The following is a 15,618-nucleotide window of genomic DNA, read 5'->3' on the forward strand; positions in this document are numbered from 1 at the left end:
GGCTCATCTGGCGTGCCCCGAAGGGGAGGGCGCGGAGAGGTCGCCGGGATTTTGAAGGAGAAACGTGATGGCCACGGGTAATTTCGACCTCAACGAAGTGAAGCGCCGCATGCAGGGCGCCATTCAGTCGCTCAAGCACGAGCTCGGCGGCCTGCGCACGGGCCGCGCGTCCGGCTCGATGCTCGACCCCGTGCAGGTCGAGGCTTACGGCAGCCACATGCCGCTCAACCAGCTCGCCACCGTTAGCGTGCCGGAGCCGCGCATGATCTCGGTGCAGGTCTGGGACAAGTCGATGGTCAAGGCGGTGGAGAAGGCGATCGTCGATTCCAATCTCGGCCTGTCGCCGGCGACCGAAGGCCAGGTGCTGCGCCTGCGCATTCCCGAACTCAACGAGGAGCGTCGCAAGGAACTCGTCAAGGTCGCACACAAATACGCGGAAGCCGCCAAGGTCGCCGCGCGTCACGTCCGCCGCGACGGCCTCGACGTTCTGAAGAAGCTCGAGAAGAACCACGAGATGTCCGAGGACGACCAGAAGCGTCACGCCGACGAGGTGCAGAAGGTGACCGACGGCACCATTACCGAGATCGACCAGTTGCTGGCCGCCAAGGAAAAAGAAATTCTCACCGTCTAAGGCTGCCTCCATGTCCAACGCCGCCGCGCCTGCCACCGAAGGACCCGACCGGTCCGACGCGCCTGCGCATGTCGCCATCATCATGGATGGCAACGGGCGTTGGGCCGCTGCGCGCGGGTTGCCGCGTGCGGAGGGGCATCGCCGCGGCGTCGAGGCGTTGCGCCGCGTGGTGCGGGCCTCGCACGAGCTCGGCATCCGCTACCTCACCATCTTCTCCTTCTCGTCGGAGAACTGGTCGCGCCCGGCGAGCGAAATCGGCGATCTCTTCGGCCTCTTGAAGCGCTTCATCCGCAACGACCTGGCGAGCCTGCATCGCGACGGCGTCAAGGTCCGCATCATCGGCGAGCGCGACGGGCTGGAGGGCGACATCTGCGCGCTGCTCAGCGAGGCCGAGGAACTGACGCGCGACAACACGCGTCTGACGCTCGTCGTCGCCTTCAACTACGGCTCGCGGCACGAGATCGCGAAAGCGGCGCAGAAGCTCGCGCGCGAAGTGGCCGAGGGCAAGCGCGATCCTGCCACGATCGACGCCGAGACGCTCGGGGCTCATCTCGATGCGCCCGACATTCCAGATCCCGATCTCATCATCCGCACCAGCGGCGAGCAGCGCCTCTCCAACTTCCTGATGTGGCAGGCCGCCTATAGCGAGCTGGTGTTCGTGCCGATCCACTGGCCCGATTTCGACAAGGCGGCGCTGGAAGGCGCGATCGCCGAATTCGCCAGGCGCGAGCGCCGCTTCGGCGGTCTCGTCGCGAAAACCGCCTCGTGAGCGAACACGACGCCGCGCCGGCGGGCTCGCAGCCGGCCCCGAGCAATCTCGTGATGCGGATCCTCGCAGCGCTGGTGCTGGCGCCGCTGACCATTGCGGTCGCGTATGTCGGTGGATGGCTCTGGGCGCTGCTCGTCACCCTGGTGTCGATCGGGCTGTTCGCGGAATGGCTGATGGTGGTGGGCGCCGGCTCGGCCGCGCTGACCGGGGCAGGGACGATCACCATTGCCATGATGGGGGCCTGCGTCGCCTTCGGCGCGCTGAAGACCGCGATCATCGTTGGCTGCGTCGGCGGCGCGATCGTGACGCTGATCGCGCGCGGCAAGTTTGTCTGGGCCGCGACGGGATTTGCCTATGCCGCGGCGGCGCTGCTGGCTTCGATCCTGGTGCGGAAGGACCTCGTCAACGGCTTCTCCGCGCTGATGTTCGTGCTTCTCGTGGTGTGGGCGACCGACATCGGCGGCTATTTCGCCGGCCGCAGCATCGGCGGACCGAAACTATGGCCGCGCGTGAGCCCGAAGAAGACCTGGGCCGGCGCGCTCGGCGGCTTCGTGGCGAGCCTTGCGGTGGCGGGCGGCTTTGCGGCCTGGGGGTTCGGGAAGGCGGTTCCTCTGCTGCTCGTCAGCGCCGTCCTGTCGGTGGTCTCGGCCTTGGGCGACCTGTTCGAATCCGCCGTGAAGCGGCGCTTCGATGTCAAGGATTCCAGTCACTTGATTCCCGGCCATGGCGGGCTCATGGACCGTCTGGACGGTTTTGTCGCGGCCATCCTGATGGCATGGATTATCGGCTTCCTCCGCCATGGTGTGCATAGCGCCGGAAGCGGTCTTATGGTTTGGTGAGAATATGAGCGCGGTCCCATTGCGTAACAACAAGGCTGCGGCGTCCGCCGTCCGCAGCGTCACGGTTCTCGGCGCCACCGGCTCGATCGGCGACAGCACGATGGACCTGCTGCGCGCCTCTCCCGAGCGCTATCGGGTCGAAGCGTTGACGGCGAACAGCAATGTCGAGGCGCTGGCAAAGCTCGCCAGGGAATTTTCCGCGCGTTTCGTCGCGATCGCCGACACCTCCAAGCTCGCCGAGCTGAAGGCTGCATTGGCCGGAACCAGCACCGAATGCGGCGCGGGCGAAAGCGCGGTGATCGAGGCCGGCGCACGTCCGGCCGAGTGGGTGATGGCGGCGGTGAGCGGCGCTGCCGGATTGAAACCGGCCCTGGCTGCGGTCGATCGCGGCGCCCATGTCGCGCTCGCCAACAAGGAATGTCTGGTCTGCGCCGGCGATTTCTTCATGCAGCGCGCGGCGAAGGCGGGGGCCTGCATCCTGCCGGCCGATTCCGAGCACAATGCGCTGTTCCAGGCGCTCGCCTCGGGCAATCGCGACGAGCTCGTTCGCGTCATCATCACGGCCTCGGGCGGCCCGTTCCGGACCTGGAAGCCGGCCGATATCGAGCAGGCCACGCTGGCCCAGGCCCTGAAGCATCCGAACTGGAGCATGGGCCAGAAGATCACGATCGATTCCGCCTCGATGATGAACAAGGGGCTCGAGGTGATCGAGGCGTCCTATCTGTTCGCGCTGAGCCCGGACGAGATCGACGTGCTGGTGCATCCGCAGTCGATCATCCATGGCATGGTCGAATTCTCGGACCGCTCGGTGATGGCCCAGCTCGGCGCCCCCGACATGCGCACGCCGATCGCGCACTGCCTCGGCTGGCCGGACCGGATCAAGGGACCCGCGGCCAAGCTGGACCTCGCCAAGATCGGCCAGCTGACCTTCGAGGCGCCGGATTTCGAGCGCTTCCCCGGACTGCGCCTCGCCTACGATTCGCTCCGGACCGGGAAGGGGGCGACCACCGTCTACAACGCCGCCAACGAGGTCGCGGTCGCAGCCTTCATTGCCGGCAAGATCCGGTTCGGCGCGATCGCGCGGCTGGTCGAGGCGACGCTGGACGACTGGATTCGCGGCGGGAACCAGACCCCGCTGACGTCAGCCGACGATGCAATCTCTATTGACCATGTTGCGCGAAATAGAGCTGCCGCCCTATTGCCTCAAATTGCCTTAAAGGCATCCTAGATGGTTCGGGGCCAGGGCCTTGCGGCGCTGGATGAGGGAATTCGATGATCGACTTTTTCGTCCATAGTTTCAATACGTTGAGCCATGGGCTCCTCGGCTACGCGGTTCCCTTCCTGTTCGTCCTGACGATCGTCGTGTTCTTCCATGAGCTCGGCCATTTCCTGGTCGCGCGCTGGGCGGGCGTTCGTGTCTTAACCTTTTCGCTCGGTTTCGGACCTGAGCTGGTCGGTTTCAACGACCGCCACGGCACCCGCTGGAAGATCTCGGCGATCCCTCTCGGCGGCTACGTCAAGTTCTTCGGGGACGAGAGCGAGGCTTCGACGCCGTCGTCCCAGACGCTCGCGGCGATGACGGCCGAGGAGCGCGCCGGCAGCTTCCATCACAAGAAGGTCGGCCCGCGTGCCGCCATCGTCGCGGCCGGACCGATCGCCAATTTCATCCTGGGCGCGCTGATCTTCGCCGGCATGGCGCTGTACTACGGCAAGCCGAGCACGATCGCGCGCGTCGATGGTGTCGTGGCCGAGGGCGCTGCGGCTGCGGCGGGCTTCAAGATCGGCGACGTCGTCGTGCAGATCGACGGCAAGCCGATCGAGAGCTTTGCCGACATGCAGCGAATCGTTGCGATGAATGCCGGTTCGGCGCTTGCCTTCCAGGTCAAGCGGGACGGCGCCATCGTCGCGCTGACCGCGACGCCGGCGCTGCTCGAGCGCAAGGATCCCTTCGGCAACAGCCATCGTCTCGGCGTGCTCGGCGTCGAGCACAAGGCTCAGGCCGGCGAGGCCTCGACCACGCCGGTCGGCGTCGGCGAGGCGCTCAAGATCGGGGTCGAGCAGGTCTGGTTCATCATCACCAGCACCTTCAAGTTCCTGGGCTCGCTGTTCGTCGGACAGGGCAATCCCAACGAGGTAAGCGGCGTGCTCGGCATCGCCAAGATGTCGGGGCAGGCGGCCAGCGCCGGGTTCCAGTTCGTGATCAACCTGTGCGCGGTGCTGTCGGTGTCGATCGGCCTCTTGAACCTGTTCCCGATTCCGCTGCTCGACGGTGGTCACCTTATGTTCTATGCGGCCGAGCTGGTCCGCGGCCGGCCCTTGTCCGAGCGGACCCAGGAGATGGGATTCCGGATCGGGCTCGGTCTGGTGCTGATGCTGATGGTGTTCGCCACCTACAACGACATCCTGCGGATGGCGGCGTCCTGATAGGGGCTTTTTTGTGGCGTTGCTGATCAGCAACGTCTTGGAATGAAATTGAAATTACGGTGTCAGCTGCCGTTTGCGACATCGAGGAAATTGGCTACAAGCGGCTTCGAACTTGGGGAATCTCCCGGACCAGCGTTGGGGTTGGGTCTGGTACTGATAAGGGCGCGTTGCGCAATGAAGTTTGGACTGCGACTCCGGGGTGGCTTGCTCGCAACCCTGATCATGTTCGGCGCGCCGGTGGTTGCCCCGGTTGGGGCTGTTTTCGTGTCTTCGTCTGCGCTCGCTCAGACCGTTCAGTCGATTTCCGTCGAAGGAAATCGCCGTGTCGAGGTGGAGACGATCCGCTCCTATTTCAAGCCGGGCCCGGGTGGCCGCCTGGATCAGGGCGCCATCGATGACGGCCTGAAGGCGTTGATCGAGACCGGCCTGTTCCAGGACGTGCGAATCAACCGTGGCGCCGGTGGCCAGATCATCGTCTCCGTGGTGGAAAACCCGGTGATCGGTCGCGTTGCCTTCGAGGGCAACAAGAAGATCAAGGACGAGCAGCTCACCACCGAGGTCCAGTCCAAGGCGCGCGGCACCTTCTCCCGCGCCATGGTGCAGTCCGACACGCTGCGAATCGCCGAGATCTATCGCCGGTCCGGCCGCTACGACGTGCGCGTCACGCCCGAAGTGATCGAGCAGCCGAACAATCGCGTCGACCTGGTCTTCACGGTGGAAGAGGGCTCCAAGACCGGCGTCAAGTCGATCGAGTTCGTCGGCAACAACGCGTTCTCGTCCTACCGCCTGCGCGACATCATCAAGACCCACGAATCGAACCTGCTGAGCTTCCTCGCCAGCAACGACATCTATGATCCGGATCGCGTCGAAGCCGACCGCGACCTGATCCGCCGCTTCTACCTCAAGAACGGTTTCGCCGACGTCCAGGTCGTGGCCGCGCTCACCGAATACGATCCGGAGAAGAAGGGCTTCAACGTCACCTTCAAGATCGAGGAAGGCTCGCAGTACCGCGTCGGCACCGTCGACTTCCGCTCCAGCATTGCGAACTTCGACCCGACCTCGATGCGCGCCTATTCACGTGTCAATGTCGGCGCGCTCTACAACGTCGAATCGGTCGAGAAGTCGGTCGAGGAGATGCAGATCGAGGCGTCGCGTCGCGGCTTTGCCTTCGCCGTGGTCCGTCCCGGCGGCGACCGCAACTTCGAGGCGCACACCGTTTCCGTCGTGTTCAACATCGACGAAGGCCCGCGCACCTATATCGAGCGCATCAATGTCCGCGGCAACACCCGCACGCGTGACTACGTGATCCGTCGCGAGTTCGACATCTCCGAGGGCGATGCCTACAACCGTGCGCTGGTCGATCGTGCCGAGCGCCGCCTGAAGAACCTCGACTACTTCAAGACCGTGAAGATCACGACGGAGCCCGGCTCATCCAGCGACCGCGTGGTCCTGATCGTCGATCTCGAAGAGAAGTCGACCGGCGACTTCTCGGTCTCGGGCGGTTACTCCACGACCGACGGTGCGCTGGCCGAAGTCTCGGTCTCCGAGCGCAACCTCCTCGGCCGCGGCCTGTTCGCGAAGGCGGCGGTGACCTACGGCCAGTATGCCCGCGGCTACTCGCTGTCGTTCGTCGAGCCGTATCTGCTCGACTACCGCGTCGCGCTTGGCCTCGACCTCTATCAGCGTGAGCAGAAGTCCAACAGCTACATCTCCTACGGCACCAAGACGCTTGGCTTCTCGCCGCGCCTCGGCTTCTCCCTGCGTGAAGATCTGGCGCTGCAGCTGCGCTACTCGATCTATCGGCAGGAAATCACGCTGCCTTACTACCTAGCGAACTGTAACAACAATATCGGCTCGGCGGCGTTCAACCCGAGCCCTGCCTTCGCCGCCAACAACGGGATCAGCCTCGCGTCGACCAGCGGCCTCGGCTGCTACAGCGACGGCGAAGCCTCGCTGCCGGTGCGCAAGGAGCTGGCGGGCGGCAAGACGCTGACCTCGGCGCTCGGCTACACGCTGACCTACAACACGCTGGACAACAACAAGAACCCCACCGATGGCCTGATCGTCGATTTCCGTCAGGATTTCGCCGGCGTCGGCGGCGACGTCTCCTACCTGAAGTCGGTGATCGACGCGAAGTACTATACGCCGCTGGTGTCCGACATCGTTGGCCTCGTCCGCATGCAGGGCGGCATGCTGAACAAGATCGGCAGCCAGGATCTGCGCATGCTCGATCACTTCCAGATGGGTCCGAATCTCGTTCGCGGCTTCGCTCCGAACGGCATCGGGCCGCGCGATCTGAATCCCTACGGGACGCAGGACGCGCTGGGCGGCACCAAATATTGGGGCGCTTCGGCCGAATTGCAGATGCCGTTCTGGTTCCTGCCGAAGGAAGTGGGTCTGAAGGGCGCGGTCTACGCCGATGCCGGCGGTCTCTATGACTACAAGGGGCCGACCAGCTGGACGGCCACCAATGAAGTCAATGCGCCTGGCTGTATCCCGTCTTCCGTCAATCCGGCATCGACCGGCACCTGTACCGGTCTCGTGTATGACGACAGCAAGGTTGTCCGCACCTCGGTGGGTGTGGGCCTGATCTGGCAGTCGCCATTCGGACCGCTGCGCTTCGACTACGCCGTGCCGCTCACCAAGGGCAAGTACGACCGTACGCAGGAGTTCAGGTTCGGCGGCGGCACCTCGTTCTAATTCGATCAGCACGGCACGATCCGAACCAGCGGAGCCGGTTTCCGAAAGGGATCGTGCCACTTCAAGAGATGAGGCATGATGCGGCCTGACCGCTTCATGCCGAAGCCGGACCGCGACGGGGTGGAATGGCGCAGCCGACCTTCTTCAAGAAACCGCCTGCCACAGCGCTGGCTGACATCGCCGCGCTGACCAAGGCGCAACTGGTCGATCCCGCAAGGGGCGGCCACGTCATCACGGGTCTGGCCTCGCTCGACGAAGCCGGCCCGATGCACCTGACGTTCTTCGACAACCTCAAATATGCCGACGATCTGAAGGCGACCAAGGCCGGAGCTTGCCTGGTGAGCCCGCGCTTCGAGGCCCAGGTGCCCGCGCATGTGGCCGTGCTGCGGGTGGCGCAGCCGTTCCGTGCCTTCGTCGGGATCGCCCGGCAATGGCACGGCGATGCCCTGCGCCCGCAGTCCTGGGTCGGCAATGCCGGTATTGCGCCGTCGGCCATCATCGACCCCTCGGCGCGGCTGGAAGACGACGTCATTGTCGATCCCCTGGCCGTGATCGGCCCGGATGTCGAGATCGGCAGCGGTACCGTGATCGGCGCCGGAGCCGTCATCGGTCCCGGGGTCAAGATCGGCCGGGACTGTAATGTCGGCGCCCGCACGGCCATCCAGTGTGCGCTGATTGGCAATGACGTGCTCATCCATCCCGGCTGCTCGATCGGCCAGGACGGCTATGGCTTCATCTTCTTCGGCCCTGAGGGCCATCTGAAAGTGCCCCAGACCGGCCGGGTGCTGATCCAGAACAACGTGGAAGTCGGCGCCGGCACCACCATCGACCGCGGGTCACTGCGCGACACCGTGATCGGGGAGGGCACCAAAATCGACAATCAGGTCCAGATCGGCCACAATGTGACCATCGGCCGGAACTGCCTGCTGGCGGCCCAGATCGGGCTCGCGGGCAGCCTGACGATCGGCGACAACGTGGCGCTGGGAGCAAAGGTTGGCATCAACAATCACCTCAAGATCGGCGACGGGGCCCAGGTCACCGCGATGAGCGGCGTCAAGGACGACATCCCGCCGAACGGTCGCTGGGGTGGCTTTTTTGCCAAGCCGACCAAGCAGTGGTTCAAGGAAATTATCGCGGTGGAGCGCCTGGTACGCGACAGCAAGGCCGATCCGAAGAACGAGGGACGGGAATGACGGCGGAATCACCCATCAAGTTCGAGCTGGTGGATATCAATGCGATCCTCCGGACGTTGCCGCACCGTTTTCCGATGTTGCTGATCGATCGGGTGATCAACATCCGCGCCGACTACAGCGGCATCGGCATCAAGAACGTCACCTTCAACGAGCCTGCCTTCCAGGGGCATTTCCCGGAGCGCCCGGTCTATCCCGGCGTGATGATGATCGAAGCGATGGCGCAGACCGCCGGCGTGATCGGTATCACCTCGGTCGAGGGCACCGAGAAACCGCGCGCGGTTTATTTCCTCACCATCGACAAGTGCAAGTTCCGCAAGCCGGTGCTGCCCGGCGACACCATCGAATATCACATGCGTTCGATCGGCCGCCGCAAGGCGATGTGGTGGTTTCACGGCGACGCCAAGGTCAACGGCCAGGTCGTTGCGGAAGCCGACGTCGGCGCCATGCTCACGGACTAAGGCGGCTTCTTACGTCCGGCAGTCGTAACGGCCGGACACTGCCTCGCGCTTGAGATTCTGGTTGAAGAACCGGCCCATGGACGGTGCGCCCAGCAGGCGCTCGACCATGTCCGCCGTCACGCCGCAATATCGATCATAAGTGCCGCCAACCGCGACGATGAGGTCCTGCTGCGCAGGGTCGTAGCAGACCCGCTGCAGCATCGTGCTGCGGGTGATGTCGCGGCACTCGAATGTGCCAAGATCGACAAGACGGCGTTCGCCGGTCTCGACCGTCTCGGACACGATCGGTGCGGTCGCGAGCTGTGCGAGCAGGATTGCCAGGGCCCTGACCACGATGACTTCAACCTCCACATGAAGGCGCTGAAGGGATGCGAGGGCCGGCTCATCCGGCGCCTGAAACACGCCGAGATGATACGTCACTGGACAGATCGGGCATAGTCGCGCTAACCACCGGAAAACCAAGCGACTTCAACACCTAACCAGACCTTCTTGATGAGTCAGATTGCTTGATGAATAAGATTGATCCCACCGCACGGGTCGCCGACGGCGCCGTGATCGGCGAGGGCACCGAGATCGGGCCCTATTGCATCATCGGCCCGCATGTCGTGATCGGCCAGAACTGCAAGCTGATCGGACAGGTCACGGTCATCGGCCACACGTCGGTCGGCGACAATTGCGTGATCTCGCCATTCGCGGTGCTGGGCGGGGCGCCCCAGGATCTCAGCTACAAGGGCGAGCCGACCACGCTCGAAATCGGTTCCGGCTGCACCATTCGCGAAGGCGCGACGATGAACGTCGGCACGATCAAGGGCGGCGGGCGGACGCGCGTCGGCAATGACGGCTACTTCATGAACAACAGTCACGTCGGTCATGATTGTATGGTCGGCAACAACGTGATCTTCGCGACCTCGGCGACGCTCGGTGGCCACTGCGAGATCGGCGATGCCGTCTATATCGGCGGCCTGTCCGCAGTGCATCAGTTCACGCGCATCGGGCCGTATGTGATGGTCGGCGGAGTCTGCGGCGTGCGCGACGACGTCATCCCGTATGGGCTGGTCAACGGCCAGTATGCGGTGCTGGAGAGCCTCAACCTGATCGGCATGAAGCGGCGCAAGTTCACCAAGCAGCGTCTTGCGACCGTGCGCGCGTTCTACCAGAAGCTCTTCCACGGCGCCGGCACGTTCGCCGAGCGGCTGGAGGCGGTGCGGCCGCTCGCCGGCGAGGATCCGGCGATCGCCGAGATCCTCGGCTTCATCGGCAAGGGCAAACGCCCGCTTTGTCTTCCCGCCATTTCGAAGTGATCCTGAGATGGCCGCGGACATGACATCGGCGGCGGCAGAGATTTCATCACCGGTCGGCGTGATCGCCGGCGGCGGCGCGATGCCGTTCGCCGTTGCCGATTCGCTTGCCGCGCACGGCATCACGCCGGTGCTGTTCCCGCTGCGCGGCGCCTGCGATCCGGCGCGGGTGGAGGAATTCCGCCATCGCTGGATCTCGGTCGGGCAGCTCGGCCGCGCCATGCGGCTGTTCCGCGAGGAGGGCTGCCGCGACCTCGTCTTCATCGGCACCCTGGTGCGGCCTTCGCTGACCGAAATCCGCTTCGACGTCACGACGCTGCGCCTGCTCGGCAACGTCATCCGTGCCTTCCGCGGTGGCGACGATCATCTGCTGTCCGGTGTCGGCCGTATCCTCGAGCAGGGCGGCTTTCGCATGGTCGGCATCAAGGATGTCGCGCCCGATCTGCTGATGCCCGAGGGCTGCATCAGCCGGGCCTGGCCCAGCGACAACAGCAAGGCCGACATCGAGCGCGGTCGCGCCGTGCTGACCGCGCTCGGCCCGTTCGACATCGGCCAGGGCGTGGTCGTGATCGACGGCCATGTGGTGGCGGTCGAGGACATCGAGGGCACCGACGCGCTGCTCGCGCGTGTCGCGCGCTTGCGCGAGGAGGGCCGCATCCGCGCCGCCACCGGTCGCGGCGTTCTGGTGAAGATGCCGAAGAGCGGCCAGGATCTGCGCTTTGACCTGCCGACGATCGGTCCGCGCACGCTCGAAGGTGTCGCCAAGGCGGGCCTTGCCGGAATCGCAGTTATCGCCGGCAATACCATCGCCGCCGAACCGCAGGCGATGATCGCGTTCGCCGACGCCAAATATCTCTTCGTCATCGGTCTGCCGGCGTGATGCAGATTCGCGATCCCAAGCGGAAGATCTTCCTGATCGCGACGGAGGAATCCGGCGACCGGCTCGGCTCGGCACTGATGAAGGTGCTCCGCCAGCGCCTCGGCGACGGCGTGCAGTTCGTCGGTGTCGGCGGCCGCACCATGGCGCGCGAGGGCCTCGAGACGCTGTTTCCGATCGAGGAGCTGTCGATCGTCGGTTTCGCCGCGGTGATCCAGCAGCTGCAAAAAATCCTGCGGCTGATCCGTAAGACCGCGGACGCCGTGCTGGAGGCCGCGCCGGACGCGCTCGTCATCATCGACAGCCCCGATTTCACCCATCGCGTCGCCCGCCGCGTGCGCGCGACGAATCCCGCGATCCCGGTGGTCGATTACGTCTCACCGTCGGTCTGGGCCTGGCGGCCGGGCCGGGCGCGCGCCATGCTCGGCTATGTCGACCATGTGCTCGGCCTGCTGCCGTTCGAGCCGGAGGAATACCGCAAGCTCGGCGGGCCGCCGTGCAGCTATGTCGGCCATCCCCTCACCGAGCAGCTGTCGTCGCTGCGGCCGAATGCCGAGGAGCAGAAGCGGCGCGATGCCGAGCCGCCGGTCCTGCTGGTGCTGCCCGGCAGTCGCCGCAGCGAGATCAGGCATCACCTCGAAGTGTTCGGCGCAACGCTTGGACGACTCCAGGCCGAAAGCCGCGCCTTCGAATTGATGCTGCCGACCATGCCGCACCTCGAAGCCACCATCCGCGATGGCGTGGCGAACTGGCCGGTCAAGCCGCGGATCGTGGTCGGCGAGAGCGAGAAGCGCGCCGCCTTCCGCATCGCGCATGCCGCGCTGGCGAAATCCGGCACGGTGACGCTGGAGCTCGCTTTGGCTGGCATTCCGATGGTGACGGCTTATCGCGTCGGTGCGATCGAAGCCTTCATCCTGCGCCGTGCGGTCAAGGTCTCCTCCGTCATCCTCGCCAATCTCGTGATCGGCAAGGAGGTCATTCCGGAGTTCCTGCAGGAGGACTGCACGCCGGAGAAGCTCGCACCGGCGCTGTCCGAGGTGCTGACGGATTCCCCGCTGCGCCGGCAGCAGGTCGAGGCGTTTGCGCAGCTCGACACGATCATGTCCACCGGCAACAAGTCGCCGAGCGTGCTCGCCGCCGACATCGTGCTCTCGACGATGCGGAAGGGGCGGCGGTAAGGGCAGCCGACTTGTTGGCGTGCGTAGCCGCAAGAACGGGAGGTTTGTTGGGTGGATTAGCGAAGCGTAATCCACCATGCGTCCGCATTTGCCGAACGAAGTTGGTGGGTTACGCCTAGCGGTTTGCGCTTCGCGCAATCCGCGGGGCTAACCCACCCTACGCCGGCACAAACAAAAACGGCGCCATCTTGCGATGGCGCCGTTTCGAAAGCCGTGTCGGCTAAAGACTTACTTGCGGTCCTTGATCGCGACGTAGTCGCGCTTGGTGACGCCGGTGTAGAGCTGGCGCGGACGGCCGATCTTCTGCTGCGGATCCTCGATCATCTCACTCCACTGGCTGATCCAGCCGACGGTGCGGGCGACCGCGAACAGCACGGTGAACATCGAGACCGGGAAGCCCATCGCCTTCAGCGTGATGCCCGAATAGAAGTCGACGTTCGGGTACAGCTTGCGGTCGATGAAGTACTGGTCGCTGAGCGCGATGCGCTCCAGCTCGAGCGCCACCTTCAGCATCGGATCGTCGCCATGGCCGGTCTCCTTGAGCACGGCGTGACACATCTTCTGCATGATCTTGGCGCGCGGATCGTAGTTCTTGTAGACGCGGTGACCGAAGCCCATCAGGCGGACTTCAGAATTCTTGTCCTTCACCTTGGCGATGAACTCGGGGATCTTGTCCACGGTGCCGATCTCGGCGAGCATCGCCAGAGCTGCTTCGTTGGCGCCGCCATGCGCCGGCCCCCAGAGGCAGGCGATGCCGGCGGCGATGCATGCGAACGGGTTGGCGCCGGAGGAGCCGGCAATGCGCACCGTAGAGGTCGAGGCGTTCTGCTCGTGATCGGCATGCAGGATGAAGATCTTGTCCAGCGCTTCAGCGAGCACCGGATTCATCTTGTAGTCCTCGCACGGCACGGCGAAGCACATGTGCAGGAAGTTCTCGGCGAACTTGAGCGAGTTCTTCGGGTACACGAAGGGCTGGCCGACGGTGTACTTGTAGGCCATCGCCGCCAGCGTCGGGATCTTCGCGATCATGCGCATGGAAGCGATCATGCGCTGCTTCGGATCGTTGATGTCGGTGCTGTCGTGATAGAACGCGGCGAGCGCGCCGACCGCGGCCACCATGATCGCCATCGGATGGGCGTCGCGGCGGAAGCCCTGGAAGAAGCGGGCCATCTGCTCGTGCACCATCGTGTGATGGATCACGCGGTCGTCGAAATCCTTCTTCTGCGCGGCGCTCGGCAGCTCGCCGAACAGCAGGAGATAGCAGGTCTCGAGGAAGTCGCCGTTCTCGGCGAGCTGCTCGATCGGATAGCCGCGGTATTCCAGCACGCCCGCGTCACCATCGATATAGGTGATCTTGGACTGGCAGCTCGCGGTCGAGGTGAAGCCGGGGTCGTAGGTGAACAGGCCGGACTGGCCATAGAGCTTGCCGATGTCGATGACGTCAGGCCCGACGCTGCCGCTGTGGATCGGGAGATCGTAGTTCTTGTTTCCGACCGTCAGCGTGGCGGTCTTATTGCTTGATTTTGCGTCCATCAGAGGTCCCCGATGTGTGGTGAAACGGGCCGGACCCGGAAGGCCCCAAAGACATGGTGAGGCAGGCCGGATATTCCAGAAGGTATGGGGGAGATGGGTATATTATTGCTGTGTGCGCTGCAAGATCATGGCAGGCATGGCCTACTTACGTCGTAGACTGATCGTTAAGCCGGCCAAGGCTCTCCTGGCGTCCCAGCACGTCCAAAACCTCGAATATACCAGGCGACGTCGTCCGCCCCGTCAGCGCGGCCCGCAACGGCTGCGCGACCGCACCGAGCTTGAGACTATTTTCCTCGGCGAAAGCACGTAGCGCGGCTTCGGTGGCGGCGCCGCTCCACGTCTCGACTTTCTCCAGCGCGGAATGAAGCTGGCCGATCAGCTTGCGGTTTTCCGACGTCAGCAGCGCCGCAGCCTTGGGATCGAGCTCCAGAGGGCGGTCGGCGAAGATGAAATAGGCGCTGTCGATCAGCTCGATCAGCGTCTTGGCGCGCTCCTTCAGGGCCGGCATCGCCTTGAGAAGCTGAGCCCGCGTGCCGTCGTTTAACTTGGCCTTAATCTCGTCGCGGCTCGGCACCACATGGTCGAGCACGTCCTCGAACATCTTCACGAGTGATTGATCGTCGGCGTGGCGGATGTAGTGACCGTTGAGGTTTTCCAGCTTGGCGAAATCGAAGCGGGCGGCGGCGCGGCCGACGGAGGCAAGGTCGAACGCGGCGATCATCTCCTCGGTCGAGAAGATCTCCTGGTCGCCATGGCTCCATCCGAGACGGACGAGGTAGTTGCGGAGCGCAGCCGGGAGGTACCCCATGGCGCGGTAGGCATCGACGCCGAGCGCGCCGTGCCGCTTGGAGAGCTTCGAGCCGTCCGGGCCGTGGATCAGGGGGATGTGGGACATGCTCGGCAGCGCCCAGCCCATCGCGTCGTAGATCTGCTTCTGGCGGGCGGCGTTGATCAGATGGTCGTCGCCGCGAATGACATGGGTGACGCCCATGTCGTGGTCGTCCACCACCACCGCGAGCATGTAGGTCGGGTTGCCATCGCCGCGCAGCAGGACGAGGTCGTCGAGGTTCTCGTTCTGCCAGACCACGCGGCCCTGGACCTGGTCCTCGATCACGGTCTCGCCGGTCTGCGGTGCGCGCAGGCGGATGGTCGGCTTGACGTCGGACGGCGCGGTGGCCGGATCGCGGTCGCGCCACAGGCCGTCATAGAGGCGGGTGCGGCCTTCCGCGCGCGCCTTCTCGCGCATCGCGGTGAGTTCCTCGGCGGTGGCATAGCAACGGTAGGCCTTGCCGTCGGCCAGCAGCTGCTCGGCGACCTCGCGGTGACGGGCGGCGCGGCTGAACTGGTAGATGACGTCGCCATCCCAGCCGAGCTCCAGCCATTTCAGCCCGTCGAGGATGGCGCCGATCGCGGCCTCCGTGGAGCGCTCCCGGTCGGTGTCCTCGATCCGAAGCAGCATCTTGCCGCCGTGCTTCTTCGCATAGAGCCAGTTGAACAGCGCCGTACGGGCGCCCCCGATGTGGAGGAAGCCGGTCGGGGAGGGAGCAAAGCGGGTGACGACGGGAGAGGTCATTCTTGGCAGGGCCTATGCATTGGAGGCGGTGGTATATAACAGGACCGGAGCATAACTAAAGCCCGGCAGCGGACCGCCAAAGCCTTGCTTAAGCCCTTGGCTCAGCCACGCGGATTTGGCAGAAGGACCGCTGATTTCCCTACAG

At 64.6% G+C, this 15,618-nt stretch carries 14 protein-coding genes; 11 read left to right on the forward strand and 3 right to left on the reverse strand.

Translation table 11 applies throughout. From position 1 onward, the window contains the following. Positions 1–67 precede the first annotated feature (67 nt). The 8 genes from frr (at position 68) to fabZ (ending at position 9,014) form a co-directional block, all read left to right on the forward strand. A complete protein-coding gene (gene frr, locus F8237_RS31460) occupies positions 68–631 on the forward strand; it encodes a ribosome recycling factor (protein ID WP_151649974.1) in 564 nt (187 codons plus the stop codon). A gap of 10 nt (positions 632–641) precedes the next feature. Further along, the gene (locus F8237_RS31465) at positions 642–1,400 is read left to right on the forward strand and encodes an isoprenyl transferase (protein WP_151649975.1); all 759 of its coding nucleotides are present in this window, start codon (positions 642–644) and stop codon (positions 1,398–1,400) included. Continuing rightward, entirely contained in the window at positions 1,397–2,239 is an 843-nt protein-coding gene (locus F8237_RS31470) for a phosphatidate cytidylyltransferase (protein ID WP_151649976.1), read from the forward strand. Before F8237_RS31465 ends, F8237_RS31470 begins: the two co-directional genes overlap by 4 nt. Before the next feature lie 4 nt (positions 2,240–2,243). Then, the gene (dxr, locus tag F8237_RS31475) at positions 2,244–3,467 is read left to right on the forward strand and encodes a 1-deoxy-D-xylulose-5-phosphate reductoisomerase (protein ID WP_151649977.1); all 1,224 of its coding nucleotides are present in this window, start codon (positions 2,244–2,246) and stop codon (positions 3,465–3,467) included. Positions 3,468–3,511: 44 nt separating this feature from the next. Continuing rightward, positions 3,512–4,663, forward strand: coding sequence for an RIP metalloprotease RseP (gene rseP / locus F8237_RS31480; protein WP_151649978.1), 1,152 nt, complete (start codon positions 3,512–3,514; stop codon positions 4,661–4,663). Between the two features lie 174 nt (positions 4,664–4,837). Then, the gene (gene bamA / locus F8237_RS31485) at positions 4,838–7,363 is read left to right on the forward strand and encodes an outer membrane protein assembly factor BamA (RefSeq protein WP_151649979.1); all 2,526 of its coding nucleotides are present in this window, start codon (positions 4,838–4,840) and stop codon (positions 7,361–7,363) included. Between the two features lie 125 nt (positions 7,364–7,488). Continuing rightward, positions 7,489–8,556 (forward strand): UDP-3-O-(3-hydroxymyristoyl)glucosamine N-acyltransferase, encoded by a 1,068-nt coding sequence (gene lpxD / locus F8237_RS31490; RefSeq protein WP_151649980.1) that lies wholly within the window; start codon positions 7,489–7,491, stop codon positions 8,554–8,556. Next, positions 8,553–9,014, forward strand: coding sequence for a 3-hydroxyacyl-ACP dehydratase FabZ (fabZ, locus tag F8237_RS31495; RefSeq protein WP_008131325.1), 462 nt, complete (start codon positions 8,553–8,555; stop codon positions 9,012–9,014). The genes lpxD and fabZ overlap by 4 nt, the downstream gene beginning before the upstream one ends. A 9-nt stretch (positions 9,015–9,023) precedes the next feature. Here fabZ and F8237_RS31500 read toward each other — a convergent pair whose 3' ends face one another. After that, entirely contained in the window at positions 9,024–9,347 is a 324-nt protein-coding gene (locus F8237_RS31500) for a KTSC domain-containing protein (RefSeq protein WP_151650742.1), read from the reverse strand. Between the two features lie 176 nt (positions 9,348–9,523). Between F8237_RS31500 and lpxA the strand changes: the two genes are divergently transcribed. Genes lpxA through lpxB form a run of 3 tightly spaced genes read left to right on the forward strand, consistent with a single transcriptional unit; the run spans position 9,524 to position 12,367 of the window. Further along, on the forward strand, positions 9,524–10,315 hold the full coding sequence (lpxA, locus tag F8237_RS31505; protein WP_151649981.1) for an acyl-ACP--UDP-N-acetylglucosamine O-acyltransferase: 792 nt from the start codon (positions 9,524–9,526) through the stop codon (positions 10,313–10,315). A gap of 19 nt (positions 10,316–10,334) precedes the next feature. Beyond that, entirely contained in the window at positions 10,335–11,192 is an 858-nt protein-coding gene (locus tag F8237_RS31510) for an LpxI family protein (protein ID WP_162006432.1), read from the forward strand. Then, entirely contained in the window at positions 11,189–12,367 is a 1,179-nt protein-coding gene (gene lpxB, locus F8237_RS31515; protein WP_151649983.1) for a lipid-A-disaccharide synthase, read from the forward strand. Before F8237_RS31510 ends, lpxB begins: the two co-directional genes overlap by 4 nt. 228 nt (positions 12,368–12,595) lie before the next feature. Here the strand turns inward: lpxB and gltA are convergent, their stop codons facing one another. After that, positions 12,596–13,900, reverse strand: coding sequence for a citrate synthase (gene gltA, locus F8237_RS31520; RefSeq protein ID WP_151649984.1), 1,305 nt, complete (start codon positions 13,898–13,900; stop codon positions 12,596–12,598). Positions 13,901–14,045: 145 nt separating this feature from the next. Then, positions 14,046–15,473: a glutamate--tRNA ligase gene (gene gltX / locus F8237_RS31525; protein WP_151649985.1), complete on the reverse strand. Its 1,428-nt coding sequence runs from the start codon at positions 15,471–15,473 to the stop codon at positions 14,046–14,048. Positions 15,474–15,618 lie beyond the last annotated feature (145 nt).

Origin of the sequence: Bradyrhizobium betae (genome assembly GCF_008932115.1) — a bacterium.
In the GTDB taxonomy this organism is placed as follows: Bacteria; Pseudomonadota; Alphaproteobacteria; order Rhizobiales; family Xanthobacteraceae; genus Bradyrhizobium; species Bradyrhizobium betae.